Here is a 15,999-nt window from a genome sequence, read left to right on the forward strand (position 1 = left end):
GACGCAGAATTGATCCGCTTCGCCGGGGGGGGGGGATGTCATGAGGATTGGCACGCTTGCGCCGCTGCTGTCGGCTCTCGCTGGAATGGTCCTGGTCGCCGGCGACGCGATCGCCCAGCAGCGCGCGCCGGAGCCGGCGCGCCTGGGCTTCCGCGTGTGCAATCAGACCGGCAGCGAAATCGAAGTGGCCAAGGCGCTGAACACCGGCGCGACCGACGGCAGGAATCGCATCATCATTTCAGAGGGCTGGTACAAGCTCGCCGGCGGCACCTGCGTCTTTCTGTGGTCCGGCAAGCTCGAATACCGGTACTACCTCGTCTACGCGCAGAACAAGGCGGCCAAACGCGAGTGGGCGGGCCAGGTGCCGATCTGCGTCAGCCGCGACGCCTTTACCATCCGCTCCGATACCTGCGGCTCGGAAAACTACCGGAGGATGTTCATCCAGGTGGATACGGGCGATGAGACGAACCTCTTCACCTACAATTTCCGGCCGGGAAGCTAGGCCCACCGACGCCAGGCTGGCGGACGCTAGTTGCGGGCGGCTATCCAGTCCGGCATCCGGTCGCCAGCCGCTGCCGCGGCCTCGTTGAAATCTGCTGCCATCGCGTCGGCCAGGGCCGCGCGGGCGAGTTGCGCCAGACGCACCGCCGTTTCGGTCTTCTGGGTGATCGGATAGGCGATGTGGGCGGCGAGCTGGTCGACCAGCGCCGAGGCGAAGCCGGCGTCGTACAAGTTCGGATCGTCGACGCGCGCGGTATAGACCGCCTCGGCAGCCGGCTCGTCGCAGAGAACGAAACGGCTGGTGGCGTCGCCCGCGACTTCAAAGCGGGCCGGGCCTGCATCGGGGTTGGCCGAGGCGAGCCGCAGCAGCCGGATACAATCCGTCGGCAAGGCGTAGCGGAAGGTCCACCCCGTCGGCGCATTGCCCTGCTCCGCCAGAACGACCCGTCGTCGGGCAAAATTCCAATCGTGGGCGCGCAGCAGCGTATCGCGAGTCGCTGCGTACCAGATGAAGGCGGTGCGCGCCTCGGTGCTGTTCTCGTCGAGTGCCGAGATCGTCGCCCGGGTGCCCAGGCGCGACAGCGCGCGATTGCAGATATCGACATCGGTCGTCGCCATGATCAATCCTCGGTCGTCGAAGAAAGGGGGGCGGCGGAGGATTGCTCCTCCGCCGCCGGGGAAGCGGCCACGACAGCGGCGCGACGTGCCCGATAGGCCTTCACGGCACGGCGCGCGGCGGCATCGAGTGGCGCCAGGGCGGAGCCCGGGTCGCCGACATAGTCGATGACTTCGCCTGGTTCGCGCAGCACGGCCTCGAGGAAGGTCGGTGCCGTCACACGGTATCGCGCCATGGTCGCCTCCCCTGTCTACGCTACGAAACCCGAGGCGTAGGCGATGTTCGCCTGACGCAGCGGCACGAGGCCCGACGTGAACTTGCCGGCGGTGAGCGGGCCGGTGCCCACGGTGAAGAAGAGGCGCAGGTAGCGCTCCGTTCCGTAGGGCACGGAAACGCGCAGTACTTGCGCGCCGGCGATGAGCGACGCCTTGGGAATGGCGTCGCTCAGCACCAGGTTGGCGGGCGAGGAGAACGACGGATTGTCGTCGCTCTGCAGCGCCACCGTGACGGTGGCGGCGCCCGCGGCGGCGACGTCCTCGGTGCACAGCACCAGGATCTCCGGCCGCTCGCCGTTGCCGATGTCGCGCGCCGCGCCCAAGTCGATGTAGTCGGTGGTGGCGGCACTGGTGGTGACGGCCTGGTCCTGGCCGAACAGGTTCTGACGATCGATGTACATGAATGTGTCTCCTTGTCGGTTGGGCGTCAGAGCACGCGCGGCTCGGTGTTCAGGATCTGGTCGCAGGTGCGGATCGGGATGCCCAGGAACTCGCGCACCGGCCGGCCCTCGAACTCCGAGATTTTCAGCATCACGTTGTCCTTGGTGGCGGCCTGGATATCGAGCCACTGGCGGCCGGTGCGGTTCATGTAGAACACCGGCTGGCCGGTCTTGAGCGACGGCACCTTGTGGGTGGCCTTGATCATGTGCTTGATCAGGTCGGTCGGACTGCCGCCGGCAAGGTCGCTCACATCGATGTTGGCGATGCGCACGGCGTAGCGCCAGTCGCGCACCGTGACGCCCGCATCCCACTTGTAGTGCGTGCGATAGCCCTGGTAGCGGTTGCCGTTGACGTCGGTCAGCGTCTGCTCGCCGAGATCGCGCATCTGGAGCCCGGCCTTGCTGCCCTTGGGGAAGATGCCGTGCACGGTGAGGTCGCCCCACACCACCAGCCAGATCGAGGTGTTGTCGGCGCCGGTGCCGCCGGCATCAATCACGTTCTGCGCGATCGCAGCCGACCCGCTCACCGTGCTGAAGCGCGGCGCGAGGCCCATGAACTTCTCGGGCGTGGCATCGGTGTTGCCGTAGAACAGCGTCTGCGCCAGCTGCTGGGAGAGCCCCTCCAGGAACGCCTTGTCCTCCGAGAGCCGGAACTCAGAGGTATTGCCGTTGAGGTCGGCCAGCGCCTTGTCGATCTCGCTATAGGTCTCGAGCATGCCGCAGGAGTCGGTGACCTGGCTGGTCGTGCTCTTGGTCGGCTGGACGCCGTAGTTGAGCTGGCGCCAGGTGCCCTGCGGCAAGCCAGTGCGCACCGAGGTGCGGTGGCCCGTCGGCAGGTTGCCTTCGACCCAGCGCATGTCGTCCAGGATCTCGTTGGTCTGCGACAGAAGCTCGACGATCACCGAGATCCTGCCGTCGTTGTAGCGCTTGGCCCAGTCCGTGTAGGTCAGCGCCGTGTTGCCGATGGCGGCCATTCACATCACTCCTATTTGTCGTTGGTGTTGGGGTAGAGCGTCTCGGCGGCCGAGAGCCGGCCGGCGCTCGAGCGCGCGCCGACCCAGGAATCCTCGGAGACCGCCTGTCCGACGCGGACGAAGAAGCGGAAGAGCTGCGGGCTGTTGGACACCCCGAGCTCGTCCAGGGTTCGCCTGAGCTCGGGCGTGCCGAAGCGGTTGAGCGCCTTCTGGGCCGCGGCGCGGGCGGACTCGAACCGCCTGCCGCCCAGTTCGGGATCGCTTCTCACCTCGGCGACCCAGGCCTTCTGGCGGCTCTCGGCCGCCGAGATCTGGCGCTGGACCAGCTCGTTCATCTTGCCGGCGTAGAGATCGACCAGCTTCTGTGCCTGCGGCTGGCTCAGCCTCGCCTCGGCAAACAGCTGATGCGCTTCTTCCAGCGCCGCCGTGTCGACTTCCACGCCTTGCGGCAGCTCGAATGGCTCGTACGAGACGGGCGCCTGCTCCCCTGACAGCGTATCGGGGGCTGGCGGTGCGTCAGGCTCGGCCACTTCCACTGCTTCCGCTTCAGGTCCCCGATAGATCAGAGCTGCGGTCGCGACCGATGACGGCGCTGTGTCGGACGCGGCCTGCTCTTCGGGGCTGGGCGGAACGACGTCGTTCCCCGCGCCTTGTGATGTTTGCTCCGGCGCGATCAGGGACTCGGTCATGCTTCAGATCTCCTTCTGTGATTCGCCCGCCATGCGGGCATGAAGTTCGGGGCAGAGGCGCACGATGTCGGCCAGCACAGCCAGGCCGACGTTGCGTTCGCCTTCGCGGAAGAAGGTGGCGCTGGTGCCGGTGAAGCTCGTTTCGTAGAGGTGGCAGCCAAAGAAAAACCCGGCTGATCCTTACGGATCGCCGGGCGGTTGAGGTGATTGCATTATCACCAGCATCGCTTACTTGCTTTCCCACTCATGCTGAGCGCCCAGCTGCAGTGGTCTCCTACTTCGAGCACAAGTGTTTTAGGTTGCTCGTCCGCTACTCACAAAGACTCCTTCAACTTTGGCGAGGAGATCTAGGTGATCTTGAGTCTTCAAAGGTGCAACGCAGAAGTAGCGGTTCAGATCATAGGACGCCGTTGCGCGACGATCAAAAAGAAACTCAGTGTTTGTGTGCTGTGGAACGGTTTGCGGGTCGACCGAGAATGACGTCTTCGAAAGCTCAAACTCGTATCGCTTGCGGTACGTACTTTCGTAGGCGCCCGCTAGCAACGCCTTCAACGTCGCAAATTGGCTGATAAGTGCAGAGACCGGAGCTTTGAAGTCTACAATGACAAAGCTAGCGTAGGTTCTTGGTATGATGGTTTTTGGAGGACGCAATCCGAATGCCTCCATGGCCCACGGAATAACATCGTTGAGAACGGCCTCTGCAAGCTCAGTATGTCGGCAGGCCGCCACGATGCCATCATTGTAGATATCCAGATTTTCGATCGTGATATCACCGGATTCGCATTGAAGTCTGCCGTTTTGGAACCTGGCCCCCCCAGTCTTGACGTCTTGGGCATTTGGTACGAAGGCGAAGCCATATCTTTGCCGCACCAGATCGATCAGTTGAGGCAAATACATATCGCGCTCCGATCTCACTTCGTCGGATACGAAAATCTGGGTCACGCGACCAGCTTCGACTGAAACGACTTCCATTTCTGCTACCCGTGTAGTGAAGCTAGTGCGGGATTGGGCTGGAGCAGTTGAGCAAAGTTGCCTTCCATGGCACTCAGACGCGGTTCTTTTGGCAGGCTGGGTCTCAGGGCGTCCGCGATGCTTGGGAGACCAACGTTTCTACCCGTGGCAAGCAATGTCACTTCTCTCTTCTCCGCAATGGGGCGGGCGACCGTACTTTCGTACTGTGGCAAAACATCTTCCGCCGCTTCAATAACTACGCGTAGCCGACCATCTAGGGCGTCCGTGATGCGCCTCAGCGTACTAATCGTCCAATTTTGGTAGTCGGCACGCTCGGAGCGCGAGATAGCTGGCTGACCCGTGCCTGCAAGCTCGGCAAGCTGAGCTTGAGTAAGGTCGCGCTTCTTACGCAGCAAAATGATCTGCCGGGCGATCTCTGCAGACGCCTCGGCTCGAAAAAATGCTCGCCGATAGGCGGGGTCCTTTAGTTTCGTTACAAGATCGAGATCAATGATGTTTGCTGTTTCGATCATAGCGTTGCGCCCCTTGCTTAGCCTTCTCTTCAATCTTCCGCTGTGCTTCGAATGCTCGTTTCCGCTTTATCGCCAACTCATAGGCCCGTTGTTGTTCGGGTCCTGAACTCTTCTTGTGAATCCTAAACAGGACGATCTCGTCTTTGTACGGGGCGTACAAAACTCGGACTTGTCGTCCGCCTCCAGCCCTTAGGTTGATCTGCCAAAGTTGATCCTTTTGGGCGCCAAGATTTTTGACGGCATAACCTGGCGGTGACGGACCATGCTGCTGCAAGACGCGAATGAGTACGTCCAAGAGAGGCTTGGCCTCTGGACATTCCGCGTCCGCCTCGCCGGGATAGACCGTTGGCGGGTAAATAAGCACCGCATGCGGCATTGGTATGCCAAAATTGTTCTATTTTCAAGATTACCGAGAGCATACCACATTTGGTATATATCGGCCTAGGATGCATAAAGAACCTATTAATCAAAGACTTACGCTGCACGTGCCCTAAAAGCCCCCCAATTCTGCCGAACGGCTGCACTTGAGGTATCATAGGATTTTTCCTAGCCTATTCCTGCTGAATCTGCAACTCTGATTCTGTGGATAAGTGAGAACGAAACGAGACTATAGATGGCGCCCTATTCGAGCAACTTTCTATCGCGATCTAGGATGGAAGATGACAGCTATCGACGACGTATGGCGCCTCGAAGGTAGGCCGGGCCAGATTGCAGTACGCTTTGGCTGGCGCATTGCTGAAGTTGCTCGGGTGCTTATCGCTGAGAAATGCCCAGATTTGGCAGACGCATTCCCATTTGATCATCAGTTCCAAGGGGAAGCCGAAGTCGACAGTGACGGCTGGATCGCGATAAGGATTCGCTGGCAACCCGGCCGTCAGACGCCAATGGCTGGAGCCTTTAGCAACGAAGACAGCGCTCTCCTCCATGAACACCTAGAGCTATTCAATCTCCCGTTCCTTGATCAGCTAGCAAAGAAGTTGGGGCCCAATTGGCTTGGGCCCGAGGTATTCACCTATGTCGGCCCAATCTCAAATGACTGTTTGGTTTGGCCGCATCTATATCTGTACCTCACCTCCTGGCTCGACCTAGTTGCAGAACGCGCACTAGAGCTCAACAGACAACGAGTACTCAGAGCGATCCCTTCTCCGCCTTCATATAATCTCGCAAAGTTGTTTCCTGCACTTTGGATACTGGAGTGCGAGGAAACCAATATCCAAGGCACAGCTTTTGCACTTGCCGACGTTGGCCTGGTCACCTGCCACCATTCTTTGGGAGCGAGCACCCGCGCGTTCCAATACGACGCCCCCAATCAGAAGTATTCAATTGTTGTTCGAGAGAGAAACTCGACCATCGATCTGGCAGTACTTGAACTTCCTGCTGACGCGCTTACCACACTTGCAATGGGCTCCGCTGATGCTGCTCAGCAAATGGAGCATGTGTTGGTTATGGGCCATCCGAACTATCGGGTCGGCGACACTCCAGTCACAATTCCGGGCTTGGTCGTAGGCTTTCGCACCGTTTCAGGGGTGAGACGCTTACTCACGAATGCGGCCATCGTCGCTGGATGCAGTGGGGGGCCGGTTCTGGACAGCGCTGGCAAGGTGATCGGAATTGCGGTTACCGGATCTGACAAGATATCGACGCAAAATCGCACCGAAGACCACGCTTGCATTCCAATTGAGGCGTTGAAGCTAATTGGTACCTGACCTATCGCCGTAATCGCGGGCGACGGTGTCGTTGAGTTTTACGAGATCAGCGACCTCACTATGCCTAGCGTCGGATCAACGTTTCCCGCTGCAGTCTCGTAGTAGCGCGCCTGTGCTTGCCGGCCGGCGCCCCTGACGCGGTTGTCCCAAGCGTCGCGCATCGATTGGTAGCGGAGCGAAAGCGCGTCCTCCTCCCCTGCGGCTGCGATGTCGCCCAGCATGTCGATCGGCGAGCCCAGGAGATCGGTGCCCTGCGCCGCGAGCCGCGCCTGCAGCTGACCGAGCCGCTGGCCCGCCTTCTGGCGGGCCTTGTCGGCGTCGGCCTCGCCCGCCTGCTCGGCCTGCTTGGCCCTCGTCTCGTCGACCGCCGCCGCGTTGCGCTGCTGGGCGGCGAAAAAGTTGTAGTCGTTGCGCTGCCCGGTCGCGCGTTGCAACTGCTGGGTGACGCCGATAGCTTGCTGGGCAACACCCATTGCGGTCGACAGCAGCGCCGTACCGCCGGTGATCATGGATACTGGATCGCACATTCGCTTCACTCCACTTCGTGTGAATTCCTACGTCGTAGCCAAGCCGACGGGGGAGAAACTCAACGGTTATGCACTTCCGGCGCTAGGCCGAAGGGGTAGGATGGCCAATGGGTTATTGGGGGAATGTCCATCGTCAAGCGTGGAGCGAGACCGCAAAGGCAGTCGGTCTTGAGCGAGAGCGCTTTTGGGTGTTTCTGGCGATGCAGTTCGTCGTAGCAATTGCAATTTGGATCGGCCTTGGCGAAGTGGGATTGGAGAAGGCCGCTATATCTCGATTGGCAGCCGCGGCAGCACCATTTCTTGGATTTCCCATCGTTTACCTCTGGAAATTTTTCGCCGCCCCGGCCGCATTGGCAGCAGCGGAGACGGCCACCATTGGACGCCTACAAAGTGAACTCAATGCGAAGCCTTTACCGCCCTCGCAAGAGAAATGGATCGATCCCCGGCAGGCCTACTTGCTCGTCTGCCGGCTTCGCGGTCTAGACGACAAAGGCGATGCGAAGGGAGCGGATAAATTTGGTGTCTTCTTTCGAATGCGCCAATACGCTTGCGATGGGGAACTACTGGTACGAGGGCGCCCCACCTCTCCCGATGCCAAATATGCGTATCCACCCCGGCGTCCAATTCCGGCTCAGCACTGGGAGGAATGTGATTTCTCAAGCAAGACCTACATTCTCAAAGAAGACCGGGACGATATCCATGACGCCTCTACTCAAAGGGATGGGCTAGCAGACGACGGAATTATTGGGACCTACTCAAGGAACCGCCAAGCTGATGTTCGTTACTTCGACCTTGCGATACGTCAAACTGATGTCGAGCTACTCTTCAAAAAGAAGCAGCAGGCCAACTAAGCGGTAGTTTGTGCCACTGACTGCATCGCCGCCATCGGCGACACATACTCCGGCTGCAACTTCAGCCCATCCAGCATCGGTGACGGCGGCGGCGGGATCTCGCCCGCCCGCGCCATGATCTGGAACACTCGGCCGATCAGCGGCTCGAGCAGGTCGTCGTGCAGCCGTTCCAGCACCGGCCCCAGCATCACCATCTTCTCCTCGCGGCGCTCGGCGATCTCGGTGGCGCTGCGCACGTCGTCGAGCTGGGTCATCATCAGGAACAGGTCGGCGTAGAAGGCGGAACGCACCGCCTGCTGGCGGCGTTCGATGGCGGCGCTCATCTGGTCGAGCGGCGGCGTGAACTGATAGGCGGGCCGGAAGGCGGCGCCGGTGGGATCGGCCACATAGGTGACCCCGCCTGCCTTCCCATTGGCCGTGTCGCCGCGCAGGCTGGGTGGCGCCACCATCGGCGGGTTGACCATCTTGTCGAGCGCCTGGGCGAAACGTTGCTGCATCCGGTGCAGGCTCTTGGCGTCGGGCAGCGCGTCCATGCCGGGCGAGCGGCCGTAGACATCGTTGCCGATCAGGTGCCAGCGCGGGCAGAGCGCCGGGAATTCCTCGAAGCCGCCGACATCGAGCACGGCGTCGCCGGCGCCGGTGCGCTCGAACCAGACGGAGCGGAAGGGCATGTTGCGATTGTCGAATTTGCCCGTCTCGCGGCCCTCGTTGGGTTCGACGGCGTGGACCACCTCGACCTCGTGGTCCCATTCGCCGCGATCGTAGCGCTCGCGAACCGTGGTGGAGACGGCGTCGCGACCAAAGCGCTCGACAAGCTGGAAGGTGGTCATGGAAAGCACGCGGTAAAGCGTATTGACGGAGAGCCGTTCCGACGCGGCCAACCAATACTCGCCCGCGGTCAGCGGATAGGCGCGCACGATCTCCTTGGCATCCTCCATCACCACCACGGCGGCGGTCCCGAACACGCCCAGCTCCTCGTAGGCGACGGCCAGCGCGTTGTAGAGGTTGGAGCGTGCGAAGACTCGGAACATGCGCGCCGCCACGTCGTCGAGCCACATCCGCACCTCCGGCAACTCCGAGAGTTGCGGGCTGCCGATGCCAAGGCGGAACCACGGACGGGCCGGCGACGAGATGCCGGCCATCAGGCCCGAGGCCAGGGTGCGCGCGGCCAGCATGGCGGTGGAATCAAGCAGCCCGCCGTTCAGCTTGCTGCCGCGGTCGAAGCGATGGGCCGGACCGAGGAAGGAGCCGCGGCGCGGCAGGATGTGGTTTGCGAGCTCGCGCCAGTGCGCGAACCAGCTTTGGCGCTCGCGGTCGAGCGCGCCCAGGCGCCGCTCGCAATGGCGGCGGAGGTTGGTGGCCTGCATGTTGTGGTCTTTCGGAGTGACGTGCTGGCGGAGTGCCTGCACTTGAAAAGAAGAGCGCGTGCTAGCAGTGCTGCAAGGCGCTAAAAGCGCATGACGATCACTCGCTAGCGGCGTTGGGGCTCACGCAAGACGGGACACCGGCCAAGCATGGGGATTGCTGTGCCGTTACGAGACGTGAAGCCGAGTTCGATATCTTAGAGAAGATCGCCAAGACCGTTGTCTATCCGGAGTTGTAAGCGGATCGGGCCGCTCGCGCTCTTGCCACAGTCTTCGCAGCGATAGGGTCGCCCAGTCTCCGGCCGCGTGCCTTACTTGCGGCTGAATTTGCCTATCGTGCTGCCATAGGAGCCACTGTGAAGTCCGGACAGAGAATCGGGACCCACGAGAGTGAATTCGAGTGTGGCGCGGCTGCCGCCAAAGGACAGCTTCTTTCCCATGACTTTGGCATTGGTCACCCGGACCACTGACGCGGCGGAATCGAGCGCAAAGAGGTAAAGGACCGAAGCCGTACCGTTAGTGTCAACGCTCTCAACGACTAGGGCTGAACAGGTGTTGTTCCAATAACCAACCCAGGCGCCCACAAGCGCCTTGGCATCGGCCGGCACGCTGCCGGCGGGCTGCTCAATCGTGTACGGGATGGCCCGACCACAGGCTTCTAGCGTGCCCGGTCCAGCGGCGTTGCTGGCCACCAGCGAAAGCGCCCAAGTCAGACTGAATGCTGCGCTCACAACTCCCAGTCGTATCCTGATCATGCTACGGTCCCCATGTTTCCGTTGCGCCGTCTCAGAAACTCTACCGTCGATAGCAGAGTACCGCCACCGCGATTAAGTGTTGTCCGACACCGATGAGCGGCTTACTGACCCAGCAATGTCTTTAGCGCTGTCGTCGCTGCCGAGGGCTGAGCCGAAAGGCCAAGCCCCGACGTGGCGATGGTGCTGCGATAGCCCTGCAATCCTGCCGCGCGACGGCGCGCGTCTTCGCGCGCGGCCTTCACCGCGGGATCGGCCTGGGTCAGTGAGACCGGAGGCGCCGGCGGGGTTGGCGGTGCGGGCGGCATCGGCGGGGGTGCAGGCATAGCGGGCATCGAGAACAAGCACATGGCAAGCTTCCTAATACTGGTTGGAGACAATTTCCTCGACTGTGCTGCAAAAGCGCTCCTCCAGATCGAGAGACGTTACTTCACGAGTTGAAGTACTTTCTTATCCACTATCGGGACGCGTAGAGACGTGGACAGGTTGATCGCCAATGGCCAAGCTAGGCGCGACTGACTTGCAAGATCAGCCAAGAGAAGCAGATGGCCGACGAAGTTCGATTGGACACGATCGTCAAAGGACACATCGATTCATACATCGACAACGATCGGCTCATTTGGGCTCAAGTCAGAACGCTCATCGCGGTCCAAGGCGCGTCCCTTCTCGCAATCTACGCCGTCAAAGGCACCTACCTTACGTTAGTGGCCGCGGGCCTAGGCATTGCCTTCACAGTCATCTTGTTCCTGTTCATTCGTCGCGTCAGACAGAACCGAAACTACAACGGCGACGTGATCGAAAAGCTCGTCAAGGATCATGGAAGTCAACAATTGAAGGAAAGCCTAAGCACTCTTCACACAAACGGGCGTCTCTTCAGCGTGGGGCTTGAGTTGCCTCAGACGGGCTACCACTGGCCAAAGGGAGCGCACCTTCCATACGTCCAAGCGCACTTATTGCTGGTCATCTGTGGCTGGTTCGTCGTCCTCATCGATCTTTTCTTCGGTTTCTACTTTCTTCGCTAGTCAAGCCTCACATCGGATGAGCGCGACTGGAGCCGCGCACACCCGACTATGAGTTGCCGTCGCCATACCAGTAGTCGTCGTCGAATTCGGCGCAGAGGTCGTAGTCGGTTTCGTAGAAGTTCTGGCCGCGCGTGAGGTCCCAGGCGGCGCCGGTGACCGGGAGGGCGAAGGTGAGCGCCAGCGCGTCACCGATGTCCGGTGACGCGAGGCCGCGCTTCTTCATGTCTTCCTTCTTCTCGAGCTGGATGGCGCTGCGGGCGTCGTAGCCGTATTGCAGGCCGGTCAGGTCGGCCATGAGTTCGGGATCGGCGGGCAGGCAGCCTTGCGCCAGCCAGGCTTTCATGTTGCCCCAGATCTCGGCGCGCTTGTTGGCGTAGAGCGGCTTGGCGCCGCCCTCGTCCCAGGTCTCGGGCTTGCTGCCGAAATTGATTCCGAACACGAAGGGCACGCCCAGCTGGCGCAGGCGATCGACGACACCGGCACCGTAGCCGCCCTCGTCGACGAACACGGCGCGCACGCCCTCGGCGGCGGCACGTTCGACGATCTTGGCGGCCAGGGTCATGGTGTCGAGGCCCTGATACTTCTCGATTGGATACGAGTGCGCGTCGCGGCCCCGGCGCAACACGATGACGGAGCGGTCGGCGCCGAAGCGGGCCACGTCCACGCCCATCACCAGCGGCTTGTTGCGCTCGGCGGCGGTGTCGGGCACGCGGTGCATGGCGGCGGCGACGCTGTCGGAGTCGATGAACTGCAGGGTGCCGGCGCGCGGGAAGAGGCCGCGCACGCGAACCTTCACGAAGTCGGAGTCCTCGCCGTAGTCGGCCACCCATTGCGCCAGTTGCTGCTTGTCGGTGAGCGAGACCTGGCGCGAATCGACCTGTTGCGTGGTCCAGCGGTCGCGGAAACGGTTGAAGCACTCGAAGAAGCGGCCCTGCGGACGAGTCGGATTGCCGAACACGACCCACACGATCTCGGTATCGGCATCAGTGAGAGCGCCTTCGGCAGTCTCCCAGATCGGATCGGAGATGGCCGAGGCCTCGTCGAACACCAGCAGGACCCGGCTGCCCTTGTTGTGCAGGCCGGCGAAGGCCTCGGCGTTGTGCGCCGACCACGGCACCATGTCGATGCGGCCGGCGCCCTCCTCGACCGGCAGGGTCGAGACCAGCGAGGTGGCGCCGAGCTCATTCCATTTGCCGGTGACGGCGAGGCGGTGCCACTTGCCGAGTTCGGCCCAGGTCTTTGTCTTGAGCTGGGTCTCGGTGTTGGCGGTGACGACGCCGCGGGTCGCGGGATCGGTGATGGCGGCCCACAGGATCAGCCACGCGACCAGCGCCGACTTGCCGACACCGTGACCGGAGGCGACGGCGACGCGAACTGGTCCCGTTCCTGCGGCAAGGCCGCGGCCGATTTCTTCCAGCACGTCGCGCTGCCACGGTTCGGGGCCGGTGGAGGTGGCGAGCGCGCCGGGCTCGCCCCACGGGAAGGCCCACTCGACGAAACCGAGCGGATCGTGGCGCAGGCTGGCGAGGACCCTGGCCTGTTCGGTCAAGGGATCGGACGAGCGGCGCCGGGCGACCGGCGCGCTCACGACTCCTCTCCTTTCTTCACGTCCTGTCGCGCACGATGGGCGTCCAACCGCCTCGCGGCGGCCTTGAGGCGCCTGGCCATCGCCTCCTGTTCCGACGCCGACGCCGTGGGCGCACCGCCGGCGAACTCGGGCTTGTGGACTTTCAGCAGGAACTGCACGAGGCGATTGTCGATGCGGCGCTCGGTGCCGATGACTTCGCCCTTGCGCACGATCGGGCGTTCGTCGCCTTCGAGGGCGCGCGTAATGGCGTTGTCGTGCAGGCGTTCGACGCCGAGGCCCAGCGCCTTCGTCCACGCCGCGGCGAAGCGCTTGTGGGTGCGGCGGTGTTCGTAGATCTGGGTGCGGCCGAGGCCCGCCTGCTCGGCGGCGACGGTGACGGACCCGGTGCGCGCCAGATGCTCGATGAAGGCGTCGGCCTTGGCGTCGGTCAGGCGCGGGTTGCGGCGGCGCGGCTTCTTCCCGGATGCAGGCGTGCGTTCGCGCGCCTTTTGGGCAGCGGGTCTGGTGCTCATGGGGTTTCCCGAAATGAAAAACCCAGCCGGTCCTCGCCTCTGTCGAGGGGAGACCGCCGGGCTTTGGAGGACGACTGCAGTAGGTCTAGTGTAGGTTTTTTCCTAGCCTATTCTTGTTGAACTTGCAAATCCGCCTTTGCATATCTGGTATTCGAAATCCTCTCCGCAGGGCCATTCCTCCTATCCGTCGCCGTTCAGAGCTGCGGGAAGACCCGCGGCCAGGAGATCGTGGGCGGACTCAGCGGGTACTGGATGTCGCCCGCGTCGTCCCCGTCCGCTGCCTGTCGCAGCGCCCGGCGCACCGCCTGCAGCAGGCTGGCGCCGGTATAGGGCCTGGTAACCAGCGGCCGCCGGCAGTGCCGCTCCGGCAGGGCGTCGAGCGCCGGGCCGGACAGGAAGACCATGGGGATGCCGGCCTGCTCAAGGAACTCGACGATGGCGTAGGCCACCGCCGGCGCGAGATCGAGATCGACGATCGCGCCGTCGACGGGGGCGCCGTCGATCGCGCCGCGGCGGACGAGACGCCTGGCCTCGCCCACGGTCGACGCGGGACCGACCACGCCGTAGCCCGCCTCGCGCAGGATGCGCTGAAGGCCGAGGGCCACGAGGGGCCGGGGCTCGACCACGAGGAGCCGGCCGCACGGCCAGGCGTCGACCGCCAGGGCGGGCGGCGCGCGGCGGGGCGACGCCGTGGCCGGCAACCCGCCCGGCAACACCCTGGGCTCGAAAGATCCAAAAGCGGGAAGCGGCGTCGCCGGCGCGGGGCCGGACAGGAAAGCAGCTGACCCGATCGTCATACCTCACCTCCTGCAAAAAAATGTCGATGACGGGGAATCAAAAATCCCGCGGCAGGAGTTCATGGGGCGGGACGAAAAATTTTTGAGGCCACCCTTGACCCGCTTTTCTCCAAACCTAAATCGCTCGTCGCCGGATGCCCCCGGGGGTCCGGTCCGGACCGCAGGGTCCGGTTCGAACCATGTATCCATGTTGCTCAAGAGGAGGATATGGCTATGAACTTCGATCCAACCCCGTACTGGCGGTCGACCGTCGGCTTCGACCACCTGTTCGATCTCCTGGCCAACCAGGCGCTGCCGCAGGCACAGGAAAACTACCCGCCCTACAACATCGTCCGCCTGGACGAGGACAACTACCGCATCTCGCTGGCGGTGGCGGGCTTCACGCCCGAGGAAATCGCCATCACGGCGGAGCAGAACCAGCTCACCGTCGAGGGCCAGAAGCGGGCGCAGCCCAACGGGCAGTATCTCTACCAGGGCATCTCGGCCCGCGCCTTCCGGCGCCAGTTCAACCTCGCCGACTATGTGAAGGTGAAGGCGGCGACGTTCGAGCACGGGCTGCTGGAGATCGACCTGGTGCGCGAAGTGCCGGAGGCGATGAAGCCGCGGCGAATCGAGATCGCGACCCGCACAGGAGAGGGCAAGGTGCTCGAGAACACGGCCAGCAACCCGGCCGACGGCCGTGTCGAGCAGCTGAAGCGCGCCTGATCCGGGCCCCCGATCGCAGGACAGGGAGGAGGCACCGCCGTCGCGTTGCCGCGGCGGCGGTGCTGCCCTGCGCGGGGATCTGCTCTAAACTCCGGCACAATGAAGCCGTTCTTCCGCCGCCGGCTGCTCGCTGGCGCGCTCGTTCCTCCCCTGCTTGCGGCCGCGCGCCGTCCGGCCGGCGCCGTGGTCATCCTCGACGGCACCTGGCGCGCCGAAGGCGGCCGGCCCGGCCGCGAAAGCGAGGGCTTCGGCGCCCACGAGGCGCTGGCCCGCCAGCCGCAGTTCGCCGGCGTCATGGCGCTGTCGGAGGACGACGGGGAGACGTGGGACGATGCCTCCGGCACCTGGATCGGCAACATGGGAAGCGCCGGCGTGGTGCTGACCTCGGGGCATAATTTCGAGCCCGGCGAGGGCGCCGACAATTATCTCTATCGCAGCAGCGGCGGCACGGTGCGGCGCGGCGTGCGCCTCGACACAAATCCCTTCTACAACCGCAACAACGAGGAGCGCAGCGGCTTCGATGCCGCGATCGTGCGCCTCGACGGGCCGGTGACGGACGCGGGCCCGCCGCCCGCGCTCTATGCCGGCCGCGACGAGCTCGGCAAGCAGATCGTCATGGTGGGCTACGGCATGCGCGGCATCGGGTCGGTGGGCGAGAGCGAGCTCTACAACAGTCCCTCAGGACGAGCGGCGGCCGCGACCAACGTGATCGACGAGGTGATGGACGCCATCGTGCCCCCGCCCAAGGGGGCGGATGGCGGCAACTGGCTGCAGGTGACGCTCAGACGCGAAAGCGAAGGCGCCGGGCGGCTCGACGGGCTGCTGGGATCGGGCGACAGCGGCGGCTCGGCCTGGATGCGGAGCGAGCGCCTGGGCTGGGTGATCGTGGGCATCAATGCCAACGGCACCGGCAAGGCGACCTATGGCGAGCACTCGGAGTTCGCCCGCGTCTCGGGCCTGCGCGACTGGATCCTGCGGCTGGCACCGGGCGCGCGCTTCGTGGGCTAAGGCGCAGGGGACCAGGCAAAGAAAAAGGCGGCCCGCGAGGGCCGCCTCTCTCTATTCAGGTGGAGCGTCGTCTTACTGGATGACGATCTCGACGCGGCGGTTCTGCGGCTCGCGGACACCGTCCGCGGTCTTGACCAGCAGGCCCGCTTCGCCGCGGCCGATGACGGCGATCGCCGTCGCCGGCACGC

20 protein-coding genes are annotated in these 15,999 nt (G+C 63.3%); 7 read left to right on the forward strand and 13 right to left on the reverse strand.

The window, feature by feature from the left end; genetic code table 11:
• Positions 1-40: 40 nt before the first annotated feature.
• A complete protein-coding gene (locus EPO55_RS17705; protein WP_296338375.1) occupies positions 41-502 on the forward strand; it encodes a DUF1036 domain-containing protein in 462 nt (153 codons plus the stop codon).
• 26 nt (positions 503-528) lie between these two features.
• Here the strand turns inward: EPO55_RS17705 and EPO55_RS17710 are convergent, their stop codons facing one another.
• The 5 genes from EPO55_RS17710 to EPO55_RS17730 are packed head-to-tail and all read right to left on the reverse strand — an operon-like array spanning position 529 to position 3,495.
• On the reverse strand, positions 529-1,119 hold the full coding sequence (locus EPO55_RS17710; RefSeq protein WP_296338376.1) for a hypothetical protein: 591 nt from the start codon (positions 1,117-1,119) through the stop codon (positions 529-531).
• A 2-nt stretch (positions 1,120-1,121) separates the two neighbouring features.
• On the reverse strand, positions 1,122-1,352 hold the full coding sequence (locus tag EPO55_RS17715; RefSeq protein ID WP_296338377.1) for a hypothetical protein: 231 nt from the start codon (positions 1,350-1,352) through the stop codon (positions 1,122-1,124).
• 15 nt (positions 1,353-1,367) lie between these two features.
• Positions 1,368-1,793, reverse strand: a complete 426-nt coding sequence (locus EPO55_RS17720) for a Bbp16 family capsid cement protein (protein WP_296338378.1) — start codon at positions 1,791-1,793, stop codon at positions 1,368-1,370.
• Between the two features lie 26 nt (positions 1,794-1,819).
• Positions 1,820-2,806, reverse strand: coding sequence for a major capsid protein (locus EPO55_RS17725; RefSeq protein ID WP_296338379.1), 987 nt, complete (start codon positions 2,804-2,806; stop codon positions 1,820-1,822).
• A gap of 11 nt (positions 2,807-2,817) precedes the next feature.
• Positions 2,818-3,495, reverse strand: coding sequence for a hypothetical protein (locus tag EPO55_RS17730; protein ID WP_296338380.1), 678 nt, complete (start codon positions 3,493-3,495; stop codon positions 2,818-2,820).
• 39 nt (positions 3,496-3,534) lie between these two features.
• On the opposite strand from EPO55_RS17730, the gene EPO55_RS17735 reads away from it, so the two are divergent.
• Positions 3,535-3,672 carry a hypothetical protein gene (locus EPO55_RS17735; RefSeq protein WP_296338381.1) on the forward strand — a complete coding sequence of 46 codons (138 nt, stop codon included), beginning with the start codon at positions 3,535-3,537 and terminating at the stop codon, positions 3,670-3,672.
• Positions 3,673-3,789: 117 nt separating this feature from the next.
• On the opposite strand, the gene EPO55_RS17740 is transcribed toward EPO55_RS17735, so the two are convergent.
• Positions 3,790-4,467 (reverse strand): hypothetical protein, encoded by a 678-nt coding sequence (locus EPO55_RS17740; RefSeq protein ID WP_296338382.1) that lies wholly within the window; start codon positions 4,465-4,467, stop codon positions 3,790-3,792.
• A 5-nt stretch (positions 4,468-4,472) separates the two neighbouring features.
• Complete coding sequence (locus tag EPO55_RS17745; RefSeq protein WP_296338383.1) at positions 4,473-4,979, reverse strand: XRE family transcriptional regulator; 507 nt, start codon at positions 4,977-4,979, stop codon at positions 4,473-4,475.
• A gap of 659 nt (positions 4,980-5,638) precedes the next feature.
• Here EPO55_RS17745 and EPO55_RS17750 point away from each other — a divergent pair.
• The gene (locus tag EPO55_RS17750; protein ID WP_296338384.1) at positions 5,639-6,685 is read left to right on the forward strand and encodes a serine protease; all 1,047 of its coding nucleotides are present in this window, start codon (positions 5,639-5,641) and stop codon (positions 6,683-6,685) included.
• A gap of 38 nt (positions 6,686-6,723) precedes the next feature.
• Here EPO55_RS17750 and EPO55_RS17755 read toward each other — a convergent pair whose 3' ends face one another.
• On the reverse strand, positions 6,724-7,212 hold the full coding sequence (locus EPO55_RS17755) for a hypothetical protein (RefSeq protein WP_296338385.1): 489 nt from the start codon (positions 7,210-7,212) through the stop codon (positions 6,724-6,726).
• Positions 7,213-7,319: 107 nt separating this feature from the next.
• Between EPO55_RS17755 and EPO55_RS17760 the strand changes: the two genes are divergently transcribed.
• A complete protein-coding gene (locus tag EPO55_RS17760) occupies positions 7,320-8,063 on the forward strand; it encodes a hypothetical protein (RefSeq protein ID WP_296338386.1) in 744 nt (247 codons plus the stop codon).
• Here the strand turns inward: EPO55_RS17760 and EPO55_RS17765 are convergent.
• The gene (locus EPO55_RS17765; protein WP_296338387.1) at positions 8,060-9,430 is read right to left on the reverse strand and encodes a portal protein; all 1,371 of its coding nucleotides are present in this window, start codon (positions 9,428-9,430) and stop codon (positions 8,060-8,062) included. The genes EPO55_RS17760 and EPO55_RS17765 overlap by 4 nt on opposite strands.
• 308 nt (positions 9,431-9,738) lie before the next feature.
• Positions 9,739-10,158 (reverse strand): hypothetical protein, encoded by a 420-nt coding sequence (locus tag EPO55_RS17770; protein ID WP_296338389.1) that lies wholly within the window; start codon positions 10,156-10,158, stop codon positions 9,739-9,741.
• A gap of 566 nt (positions 10,159-10,724) precedes the next feature.
• On the opposite strand from EPO55_RS17770, the gene EPO55_RS17775 reads away from it, so the two are divergent.
• The gene (locus EPO55_RS17775) at positions 10,725-11,201 is read left to right on the forward strand and encodes a hypothetical protein (RefSeq protein WP_296338391.1); all 477 of its coding nucleotides are present in this window, start codon (positions 10,725-10,727) and stop codon (positions 11,199-11,201) included.
• A 46-nt stretch (positions 11,202-11,247) separates the two neighbouring features.
• Here the strand turns inward: EPO55_RS17775 and EPO55_RS17780 are convergent, their stop codons facing one another.
• The 3 genes from EPO55_RS17780 to EPO55_RS17790 form a co-directional block, all read right to left on the reverse strand.
• Complete coding sequence (locus EPO55_RS17780) at positions 11,248-12,789, reverse strand: terminase (protein WP_296338393.1); 1,542 nt, start codon at positions 12,787-12,789, stop codon at positions 11,248-11,250.
• A complete protein-coding gene (locus tag EPO55_RS17785) occupies positions 12,786-13,301 on the reverse strand; it encodes a hypothetical protein (protein WP_296338395.1) in 516 nt (171 codons plus the stop codon). Before EPO55_RS17785 ends, EPO55_RS17780 begins: the two co-directional genes overlap by 4 nt.
• Before the next feature lie 194 nt (positions 13,302-13,495).
• Positions 13,496-14,098, reverse strand: a complete 603-nt coding sequence (locus tag EPO55_RS17790; protein WP_296338398.1) for a hypothetical protein — start codon at positions 14,096-14,098, stop codon at positions 13,496-13,498.
• A gap of 207 nt (positions 14,099-14,305) precedes the next feature.
• Here EPO55_RS17790 and EPO55_RS17795 point away from each other — a divergent pair, with 207 nt between their 5' ends.
• Together EPO55_RS17795 and EPO55_RS17800 are read left to right on the forward strand one after the other, a co-directional pair.
• Positions 14,306-14,803, forward strand: a complete 498-nt coding sequence (locus EPO55_RS17795) for an Hsp20 family protein (protein WP_296338400.1) — start codon at positions 14,306-14,308, stop codon at positions 14,801-14,803.
• A gap of 99 nt (positions 14,804-14,902) precedes the next feature.
• Positions 14,903-15,811, forward strand: a complete 909-nt coding sequence (locus tag EPO55_RS17800) for a hypothetical protein (protein ID WP_296338402.1) — start codon at positions 14,903-14,905, stop codon at positions 15,809-15,811.
• The last annotated feature ends 188 nt before the right edge of the window (positions 15,812-15,999 follow it).

Source organism: Reyranella sp. (genome assembly GCF_004296935.1).
Taxonomy (GTDB): Bacteria; Pseudomonadota; Alphaproteobacteria; order Reyranellales; family Reyranellaceae; genus Reyranella.